Source organism: Streptomyces sp. NPDC002845, from assembly GCF_053591955.1.
The window spans coordinates 1-9,394 of record NZ_JBSFUU010000155.1 but is presented as its reverse complement, the minus strand read 5'-3'; the positions used below and the strand labels follow the sequence as shown (position 1 = coordinate 9,394).

8 protein-coding genes are annotated in these 9,394 nt (G+C 70.9%); 6 read left to right on the top strand and 2 right to left on the bottom strand.

Annotated elements, in window-relative coordinates; translation table 11 throughout:
* Positions 1 to 45: 45 nt before the first annotated feature.
* Complete coding sequence (locus ACWD3C_RS47000; protein WP_451154709.1) at positions 46 to 1,143, bottom strand: acyltransferase domain-containing protein; 1,098 nt, start codon at positions 1,141 to 1,143, stop codon at positions 46 to 48.
* Positions 1,144 to 1,406: 263 nt separating this feature from the next.
* Between ACWD3C_RS47000 and ACWD3C_RS46995 the strand changes: the two genes are divergently transcribed.
* Positions 1,407 to 2,390 carry an aldo/keto reductase gene (locus ACWD3C_RS46995; protein WP_451154707.1) on the top strand — a complete coding sequence of 328 codons (984 nt, stop codon included), beginning with the start codon at positions 1,407 to 1,409 and terminating at the stop codon, positions 2,388 to 2,390.
* On the opposite strand, the gene ACWD3C_RS46990 is transcribed toward ACWD3C_RS46995, so the two are convergent.
* Complete coding sequence (locus tag ACWD3C_RS46990) at positions 2,362 to 2,913, bottom strand: hypothetical protein (RefSeq protein WP_451154705.1); 552 nt, start codon at positions 2,911 to 2,913, stop codon at positions 2,362 to 2,364. The two genes, ACWD3C_RS46995 and ACWD3C_RS46990, sit on opposite strands and share 29 nt — an antisense overlap.
* Before the next feature lie 155 nt (positions 2,914 to 3,068).
* Between ACWD3C_RS46990 and ACWD3C_RS46985 the strand changes: the two genes are divergently transcribed.
* From ACWD3C_RS46985 to ACWD3C_RS46965, 5 genes are all read left to right on the top strand, one after another.
* Positions 3,069 to 4,313 carry a hypothetical protein gene (locus tag ACWD3C_RS46985; RefSeq protein WP_451154703.1) on the top strand — a complete coding sequence of 415 codons (1,245 nt, stop codon included), beginning with the start codon at positions 3,069 to 3,071 and terminating at the stop codon, positions 4,311 to 4,313.
* 104 nt (positions 4,314 to 4,417) lie between these two features.
* A complete protein-coding gene (locus ACWD3C_RS46980) occupies positions 4,418 to 5,782 on the top strand; it encodes an FAD-dependent oxidoreductase (RefSeq protein WP_451154701.1) in 1,365 nt (454 codons plus the stop codon).
* Positions 5,783 to 6,023: 241 nt separating this feature from the next.
* A complete protein-coding gene (locus ACWD3C_RS46975) occupies positions 6,024 to 8,120 on the top strand; it encodes an acyltransferase family protein (RefSeq protein ID WP_451154699.1) in 2,097 nt (698 codons plus the stop codon).
* A gap of 252 nt (positions 8,121 to 8,372) precedes the next feature.
* Positions 8,373 to 8,993, top strand: coding sequence for an L-threonylcarbamoyladenylate synthase (locus tag ACWD3C_RS46970; protein ID WP_451154697.1), 621 nt, complete (start codon positions 8,373 to 8,375; stop codon positions 8,991 to 8,993).
* A 201-nt stretch (positions 8,994 to 9,194) separates the two neighbouring features.
* Positions 9,195 to 9,394: helix-turn-helix domain-containing protein (locus ACWD3C_RS46965; protein WP_451141721.1), on the top strand; the 200-nt coding region annotated here is incomplete at its 3' end.

The following is a 9,394-nucleotide window of genomic DNA, read 5'->3' as shown; positions in this document are numbered from 1 at the left end:
CGGAACGACACCGCGACGCTCCGCGCCGCACCCAGCTGATTCGCTTCACCTCCGGCGTGAACGCCGGAGCACTGCGAATGAATCCCGGTAGCCCGCGATGAGGCGGTCGACGCGGGCGAGCGGGTCGTCCTCGCCCATGGCGGTGATACCGACCTCGTTGAAGACCGCGACGGAGGAGATGTGGTGCAGCGGCTTGGGCCGGCCGGTCGTCGCCAGTTCGGCCACGCCCGGCAGGTCGGCCGTCTCACGGCACCGCTCCCGCAGCGCGGCGAACGGCTCGCCCCCGGTGTCGGCGCCGACTGGCGCGGTGACCGCGACACGCCCACTGACGTGCCGTTCCCACCGCGCTCCGGCCGCCGCCGACGCGATCGTGAAGTCCCGGAAGCCGTCCTCGGCGGGCCGCAGGACCAGTTGCAGTCGTACGGGCTTCTCCGCGTCCAGGTGCAGCGGCTGTACGAACCTGACGTCCGCGAGGTGTACTTCGCCACCGCCCTGCAGCGCGGACGCGGCCTCCAGCGCCATGTCGAGGAACGCCGCGCCGGGCAGCCAGACCTCGCCGGTGACCCGATGGTCGGCCAGATAGGCGAAAGAGCTGTCGCGCAGGTCGATCTCGCTCTGGAAGATGTGCCGGTCGGGCTCGTCGCTGGCCTCGATGTGCGCGCCCAGCAGCGGCGACGCGCCACCCGCCGACAGCGCCGGGGCGGGCGCACGCCAGTGGTGTTCGCGGGCGAAGGCGTACGTGGGCAGGTCGGTTCGGCGGCCCTTCGGGAACAGCACCGGCCAGTCGGGCGTGTGCCCGGCCGTGTACAGCTCCCCCAGCCGGCGCAGCAGTGCATCGCGGCCACGGTGCTGACGGCGCAGCGAGACGACACCGACCGCGTCGATCCCGGCCTCGGCCGCCACCGACTCGATCGACGCCGTCAGCGACGGGTGCGGGCTCAGTTCGACGAAGTACCGGTAGCCGTCGTCCAGCATCCGGGGGACCGTGTCCGCGAAGCGGACGGGCTCCCTGAGGTTCGCGTACCAGTACGCGGCATCCAGCCGGTCACCGGGCACGGGCTCGGCCAGCACCGCCGAGTACAGCGGGGTCGGCGCCCGGGTGCCCCGGACCCGACCACGCGAGAGGCCGCGGCGCTGTGCCAACCGCCCTCTCACGCCCCCCGTTTCGCGCCCCCGTTCAGCTTCCTACCGGCGAGTAACACCATAACAAGGTTGATCGATTGCGCAGAGCGACCGCATGTAACGCGGGAGTAACTGAAGTTGTCGACGCCTCAACTCGCCGCAAGCGCTTGCCAGTTGGCCGCACCAGCCCAGCAGCCGAGGGCGAGACCGGGTGGACGGGCCGTGGTTCGTATGCCGGAGCAGCCCCCTCCGCATGCCGACGTGGCGGATGACACACTGACAGCATGGAACAGCGTGAATTCGGCAGGTTGGGTCAGCAGGCGTCGGTCGTGGGTCTGGGCACCTGGCAACTGGGCGCCGACTGGGGAGACGTGGACGACAAGGACGCCCTGGCGGTGCTGGAGGCGGCGGCCGAGTCGGGGGTGACCTTCTTCGACACCGCCGATGTGTACGGCGACGGGCGCAGTGAGCAGACCATCGCCACCTTCCTGCGCGGCAGGCCCGATCTGCACGTGCTCGTCGCGACGAAGATGGGCCGTCGCACGGACCAGATCCCGGAGAACTACGTCCTGGACAACTTCCGCGCCTGGAACGACCGCTCCCGGCGCAACCTCGGCGTCGACCGCATCGACCTGGTGCAACTGCACTGCCCGCCGACGCCCGTCTACGCGTCGGACGAGGTGTTCGACGCCCTGGACACGCTCGTCGACGAGGAGCGCATCGCCGCGTACGGCGTCAGCGTGGAGACCTGCGCCGAGGCGCTGACGGCGATCGCCCGGCCGGGCGTGGCGAGCGTGCAGATCATCCTCAACCCCTTCCGTATGAAGCCGCTGCTGGAGGTCCTCCCGGCCGCTCTGGACGCGGGCGTCGGCATCATCGCCCGGGTCCCGCTGGCCTCCGGTCTGCTGTCGGGCAAGTACACGAAGGACACCGTCTTCGCCGCGAACGACCACCGCACGTACAACCGGCACGGCGAGGCCTTCGACCAGGGTGAGACCTTCTCGGGCGTCGACTTCGAGACGGGCGTCGAGGCGGCGGCCGAGTTCTCCGCCCTCGCCCCCCAGGGGTTCACACCGGCCCAGCTGGCGCTGCGCTGGGTCGTCCAGCAGCCCGGCGTCACCACCGTGATCCCGGGTGCCCGCTCGCCCGAGCAGGCGCGCGCCAACGCGGCCGCGGCCAAGCTGCCGCCACTGCCGGACGAAACGCTCACCGCGATCCGGGACCTGTACGACCGCCGGATCAAGGACCAGGTGGAAGGCCGCTGGTAGGCGTAGACAGCCCGTTTACGAGCCCCTTTACGAACCCTCTTACGTCCTCCAGGAGCAGCCGCTTGTGCCGCTCCTGGAGGACGGCGGTCAGATGCGCCCGCCGGTGAGCCGAGTGAGGGCCGTACGTGTGACGCTCCGCGCGGCGGCCCGCCGTATAGGACGCGGCGCTCAGCGCGGTCAGGCCCGCTCCCACTCCCACGACGACGGCCTTGTGGTGGGTGAGTGCCGTCCAGGCCGTCCCGGCGGTGGCCGCGACCTGCCCCGAGGCCGCGATGACCGCCTGCCGGCCCGCCTCGACGTTCCGCGTCGCGCCGTGCACGGCGCCGCTCGCCGTGTCGGCCGCGCGCTCGGCGCCGGACTTGGCGGCTGACGCCGTCTCATCCGCCTTTGCCGCGGCCGCCTTCCTGGAGCGCGAGGCCGGTTCCGTGGCCTTGCTCGCGGCCCGACGCGTCCCGGACGCGGCCGTCGCGGCGGAATCCGTCTTGTCGTTCTGCTCGTTCGTGTCCTTGTTCGCTTCGTCCATGGCATCCGCGTTGCCGTTCGTCCCGAGGGCAAACACCTCGCGCGCCGGGTGTCCGATACGCGGCCACTCTCCAAGAGACCCCGTTTCGGGTACCTGACGTGCGCGGACCATACTGGGAGACGCATCTCGCCCCTCCTGTCTGCGCAGAGTGAGCCATGACCAAGTCCCCCACCCCGCGTGCCACGGTTCCCGACACCGTCTGGCCGGCCCGCGGCCGGTACCTCGGCTCCGCCGCCGAGGATTCGGTCCGACACCGTCTGCTGGAGCTGACCAGCAGCGGGGTGGTCGACGACCATGTGGAGTGCGAGAGCCCCGGTGACGGTGCGGAAGGGTGTGCCTTCGAGGCTCGTTGGCGGGTCGCCGACGACGTCGTGGTGCGGGCACGCCTGAACATCGGCGCGCCGCAGGGCAAGGACCACGACGTACGGGACTGGGTGCTGGTCGCGGAGGCGGACCGGGCCTGGGACCCGCAGTGGCCGTCGCCCGCCACCATGTTCTGGCCCGACGAGCCCGACGCCGACTGGGACCACGACGTGGTTCCCGGGCTTCGCCTGCGTGAGACCAATCCGCTGCCCACAGACGACCGGCAGCTGCGGCGCCTGCTCAAGGAGTGCGCCCGCCGCAGCTGGAGCATCCACGTCGTCGTGCACGAGGCGATGACCCCCGACGAGCGGGGTCGACGCACCCTCGTGCCGCAGATGCCGCCGAGCCTGCGGCACCGTGTCGTGGAGCACCGGGCGGTCCCGGACCAGTTCCATGCCGTCAACTGGGCGCTCGGCGACCTGGGCGTCCAGGTGCCCCGCGGTGGCGCCGTGGTACTGCCCGGAGCATCCGGCCACCCCGGTGACGGCGAGGGCGACTTCGCCGTACGCAGTGTGTTCCTCGACGGTTCACGGCCCACCGACCTCATCGACACGGTGGTGCGGTACGCCCAACTGCCCAGGCCTCTGCCGGAAGGTGCCGAGGACGCCATAGCCGAGCACCGCCGGGAGTGGCGTCTGCTGACCGTCGAGGAGGAACTGGCCCACGCCCGCCGGCTCGTGTCCCAGTACGCCGAGGCTCTTGAGGCCATGACCCGGTCGCGCGACCTGTACCGGGATGCCGCCGAACGCGCCCACGAGGCGCTGGCCGCGTACCGCGAGTACTCCGGCACGGTTCCCCCGCCCCGGGAGGAGCCCCGGAAGCGTGAGCGTTTCTCGTTCCGTACACTCACCAGGCCCCTGGAGCGGGTGAGTGCCCATGCGAAGCTGCTCCGTACGTCCGACGGGGACGATTCCGCGCCCGACACATCCGACACGCCCGACGCAGCCGACGCATCCAACAGGTCCGACGGGTCCGAGCGCGACGAGTCCGATGCCTCGACCTCGGTCGAGCGGCCGGAAGGCAGCACCGGGCCATAAGATCGCCTTATGGGGTCATAGACCTAACCCCCGTACCAGGTAAGGTTTGCCTTAGTTTAGGGTTGCCGTCGAGTCGCCTGTCACCGCTCGAAGGGAACCTGATCATGCCCCGCCCCCTGCGGGTAGCCATTGTCGGAGCCGGACCCGCCGGGATCTACGCCGCCGACGCGCTGCTGAAGTCCGACGTGGCCGCCGAGCCCGGTGTGTCCATCGACCTCTTCGAGCGGATGCCCGCCCCGTTCGGCCTGATCCGTTACGGCGTCGCCCCCGACCACCCACGGATCAAGGGCATCATCACGGCCCTGCACCAGGTGCTCGACAAGCCGCAGATCCGCCTCTTCGGCAACGTCGACTACCCGGCCGACATCAACCTGGACGACCTGCGGGCCTTCTACGACGCGGTCGTCTTCTCGACGGGCGCGACGGCCGACCGGTCGCTCGACATACCCGGCATCCACCTCGACGGCTCGTACGGCGCGGCGGACTTCGTCTCCTGGTACGACGGCCACCCGGACGTCCCGCGGACCTGGCCGCTGACGGCGGAGAAGGTCGCCGTCCTCGGTGTCGGCAACGTCGCGCTCGACGTGGCGCGCATCCTCGCCAAGACGGCGGACGAACTGCTGCCGACCGAGATCCCGGCGAACGTCTACGACGGCCTCAAGGCCAACAAGGCCCTGGAGGTCCACGTCTTCGGCCGCCGTGGCCCGGCGCAGGCGAAGTTCAGCCCGATGGAGCTGCGGGAGCTGGACCACTCCCCCAACATCGAGGTCATCGTCGACCCCGAGGACATCGACTACGACGACGGCTCGATCGCGACGCGGCGCGGCAACAAGCAGGCCGACATGGTCGCCAAGACGCTGGAGAAGTGGGCGATCCGGGACACCGGCGACCGCCCGCACAAGCTGTTCCTGCACTTCTTCGAGTCGCCGGCCGAGATCCTCGGCGAGGACGGCAGGGTCGTCGGCCTGCGCACCGAGCGCACGGAACTGGACGGCACCGGCAACGTCAAGGGCACCGGCAGGTTCACGGACTGGGACGTCACCGGGATCTACCGCGCGGTGGGCTACCTCTCCGACAAGCTGCCCAAGCTGCCCTGGGACGTCGAGTCGGGCACGGTTCCCGACAAGGGCGGCCGGGTGATCGAGGAGTCCGGCGCGCACCTTCAGTCGACGTACGTCACCGGCTGGATCCGGCGCGGTCCGGTGGGCCTCATCGGCCACACCAAGGGCGACGCCAACGAGACGGTCGCCAACCTGCTGGACGACCACGCGAACGGCCGTCTGCACGAGCCGGCTTCGCCCGCCCCGGAGGCCGTGGACGCGTTCCTCGCCGAGCGGAACGTCCGCTTCACGACGTGGGAGGGCTGGTACAGGCTGGACGCGGCCGAGAAGGCTCTGGGCGAGCCCCAGGGCCGCGAGCGCGTGAAGCTGGTCGAGCGGGAGGACATGCTGCGGGAGAGCGGGGCGTAGGCCCTCCGCTGGGAGCCGATCGCGGGACTGCGGACCGTTCTGCAGCCGCGGGTTGTCCGTGGCTGGTCGCGCCCCGCGGCGGAGCCGCAATGTCGACGCCGCCCCGCGCCCCTGGGGGCACGGTCCGTCCGGGAAGCACACCCCGGAGCCCGTACGCGCCGACCGGCGATGACGAGCCGTCTGTCCGTCGAACGGGACGGGTTGCCGCCCCGCGCACAGGCCCGTGTGATAGCGAGGAGGGATGGACGAGTCGCAGCGTGTGATGCCCCGGGGACAGGAGACGCGCACGGCAGACCGGGCGGACCGGCCCCCGGCGGAGCCACCCCGCGGCGGCTTCCGAGGCGACGTGGAGGGCCTGCGCGCGGTGGCCGTCGCCGCCGTGCTCCTCTATCACGCCGACGTGACACTGCTCAGCGGCGGCTACATCGGCGTGGACGTCTTCTTCGTCGTCTCCGGCTTCCTCATCACCGGCCTCCTCGTGCGCGAGCTGGAGCGCAGCGGCACGATCTCGCTGAGCGGCTTCTACGCCCGCCGCGCACGGCGGCTGCTGCCGGTGACGGTCGTGGTGCTGGCCTCGGTCCTGCTGCTGTCGTGGCTGGTCATGTCGCCGGTGGAGCGCCGGTCTGTATCGAGCGACGTGGTCGCCGCCGCGCTCTACGTGATCAACTGGCGGCTGGCGGGCGAGGCCGTCGACTACTCGGCCCTGGAGGCGCAGGCCAGCCCGGTGCAGCACTTCTGGTCGCTGGCGGTCGAGGAACAGTTCTATCTGGTCTGGCCGTTGCTGCTGCTGGCGATCGCCTGGTGGTGCCGCCGCCGCGGCGGTCTCAGCCTGCGCCCCCGGCTGGCGGTGGCGCTCGGCGCGATCGCCGTCGCCTCCTTCACGTACTCGGTGTTCCTGACCCAGCGGGAGGCCGGTGCGGCGTACTTCTCGACGGCGACCCGTGGCTGGGAGCTGGCGGCCGGCGGGCTGCTGGCCCTGGTGCCCGCCCATCGCCTGCGCCGGCCGGGCCGGGTGCCGGGCATGGTGGCGTTCGGCGGGCTGGCGGCCATCGTCGCGGCGGCGGTCCTCTTCAACGACGGCACCCGGTTCCCCGGGCCGGGGGCGCTGCTGCCGGTGCTGGGCACGGTGGCGGTCATCGCCGCCGGGTCGGCGTCGGCGGACACCGCGACCGCGCGGCTGCTGATGCTGCGGCCCGTGCGGTACGTGGGCCGTATCTCCTACTCCTGGTACCTGTGGCACTGGCCCGCGATCGTGCTCGCCACCGCCTGGCTCTCGGAGCTGCCGCCCTCCCTGTCGCTGCTGGTCGTGGCGCTGTCCTGGGTGCCGGCAGCGCTCACCCACCGGCTGGTGGAGGAACGCTTCCGCCGGTCCCCCCGCTTCGAGCCCGTACGTCCGGCGCTGGGGCTGGGAGCCGCGTGCACCACCGTGTCGGTCCTCGTCGGCTCCGTGTCGTGGAGCACCGTGCCCACGGTGCAGCTCGCCTCCCCCGCCGAGGCCAAGGGGGCCAAGGCGCTGCGGGAGAGCACGGCGCCGCAGGAGAGCGCGAGCGCGCTGCGTCCGGTGCCCGAGAAGGCAACCGAGGACCGGGGCCAGGTGCACGACGACGGGTGCCTGGTCGATCAGCCGGGGACCCGGTCCCCCGAGTGCGTCTACGGAGACCGGTCGTCGGACACCACGGTGGTGCTGTTCGGTGACTCGCACGCGATGCAGTACACCCCCGCCCTCGACATCATCGCCAAGGAGCGCGGCTGGCGGCTGGTCGTCCTCACCAAATCCGCCTGCACCCCCGCTCAGGTACCTACCTACAACAGCCAGCTCAAGCGCGAGTACACCGAGTGCGACACCTGGCGCGACCACACCCTGCGCCGGATCGACCGCGAGGACCCGTCGATGATCGTCACCGGGAATCTGGCCACCACGAAGGTGGTGCGCGACGGTGAAGCGCTCCGCTCGACGGCCGGCGCGGAGGCCCTGACGGACGGATACGCCGACACGCTGCGGACGCTGCGGAGCACCGGGGCCCAGGTGGTCACCCTGGCCGACAACCCGCATCCGCCGGACGACATCCCCGCCTGCGTGTCCAAGGAGCTGGACAACCTCACCGAGTGCGCCTTCAGCGAGGACGACGGACGCAGCTTCGATCGGGTCAACGTCGCGGCGGCGCAGGCGGTCGACGAGGTCGAACTGGTCGACCCCACCCCGATGCTGTGCCCGAACGGCACCTGCCCCGCGGTCATCGGCAACGTCATCGTCTACCGCAACGGCGCGCACATCACCGCCAGCTACATGCGTACGCTGGACAGCTGGCTGGGCAACAAGCTGCCGGTCGCCCTCTGACTCCGGCAGGTGCTCTCATCTCCTGGCCGTGCGGTTCACCCGACGCAGACGTAGTGGACGTAGGTGAGCAGTGGGCTGCCGGTCCTTCGGCTCGGGGATGGTGTGGTCCCGGCCTGGTGGGCTGCCGGGGCGTGTGCCTTTCCCGGCACCCGCGGGGGCCTCTTGCGCGCTCCGCCGGCGTGCCTGGTGGGTCCGGCGGGAACGACCGGTGTCCTCACCGCACCTCGCTGGGCAGCCGCATATGCTCGGCAGATGGCCAAGTACTTCGACGTGCACCCGGACAACCCCCAGCAGCGCACCATCAGTCAGGTCGCCGCCGGAATCCGCGACGGCGCGCTCATCGTGTATCCGACGGATTCGTGTTTCGCGCTGGGGTGCCGGCTGGGCAGCCGTGACGGTCTCGACCGGATCCGGTCCATCCGTCAGCTCGACGACCGTCACCACTTCACCCTCGTGTGCGAGAACTTCGCGCAGCTGGGCCAGTTCGTGCATGTCGACAACGACGTGTTCCGCGCCATCAAGGCCTCCACGCCCGGCAGTTACACCTTCATCCTGCCCGCGACGAGGGAGGTGCCGCGCAAGATGCTCCACCCGAGGAAGAAGACCGTCGGCGTGCGCATCCCCGACCACGTCGTGGCCCAGGCCCTGCTCGCCGAGCTCGGCGAGCCGCTGGTCTCCAGCACGCTGCTGCTGCCCGACGAGGAGGAGCCGATGACGCAGGGCTGGGAGATCAAGGAGCGGCTCGACCATGTGGTGGACGCGGTGATCGACTCCGGGGACTGCGGTACGGAACCGACGACGGTCATCGACTTCTCCGGCGGCGAGGCCGAGATCGTACGGCGGGGGGCGGGCGACACCACACGGTTCGAGTGACGGCGTCCGGGGAAACCGAGCAGATACGGGCGCCTGACGGACGTATGCGGCCCCGGTGGCACAAGGTGTCGGCAAGCCGAACGCGCGGGATACAGGCGTACAGCACGACGGCCCCCACCGTGGGAGATGAGGGCCGCGCGTCGTCATCGCGAACTCAACGCGAGTACATTGCGAGTTGTCAGCATCGCGATGGGGGTCAGTATGCACGACCACGCCTCCGCGGCACCGGAGCGCATCGGGGCACGCATCCGAGAGTTCCGAACCATCCGCGACTACTCACTGTCCGAACTCGGCCGACGCGCGCATGTCTCGCCGAGCCTGGTCTCCCGTATCGAGAACGGCGAGCGGGCCGTCAGTGAATCCGTGCTCGCTTCCGTGGCCCGCGCCCTTGCCGTGGGTGT

Bases quoted from the DNA above. Each gene is read 5' to 3' on its own strand.
- ACWD3C_RS46995 (WP_451154707.1), top strand. From the start codon at position 1,407: ATGGAACAGCGTGAATTCGGCAGGTTGGGTCAGCAGGCGTCGGTCGTG.
- ACWD3C_RS46990 (WP_451154705.1), bottom strand. From the start codon at position 2,913: ATGGACGAAGCGAACAAGGACACGAACGAGCAGAACGACAAGACGGAT.
- ACWD3C_RS46985 (WP_451154703.1), top strand. From the start codon at position 3,069: ATGACCAAGTCCCCCACCCCGCGTGCCACGGTTCCCGACACCGTCTGG.
- ACWD3C_RS46980 (WP_451154701.1), top strand. From the start codon at position 4,418: ATGCCCCGCCCCCTGCGGGTAGCCATTGTCGGAGCCGGACCCGCCGGG.
- ACWD3C_RS46975 (WP_451154699.1), top strand. From the start codon at position 6,024: ATGGACGAGTCGCAGCGTGTGATGCCCCGGGGACAGGAGACGCGCACG.
- ACWD3C_RS46970 (WP_451154697.1), top strand. From the start codon at position 8,373: ATGGCCAAGTACTTCGACGTGCACCCGGACAACCCCCAGCAGCGCACC.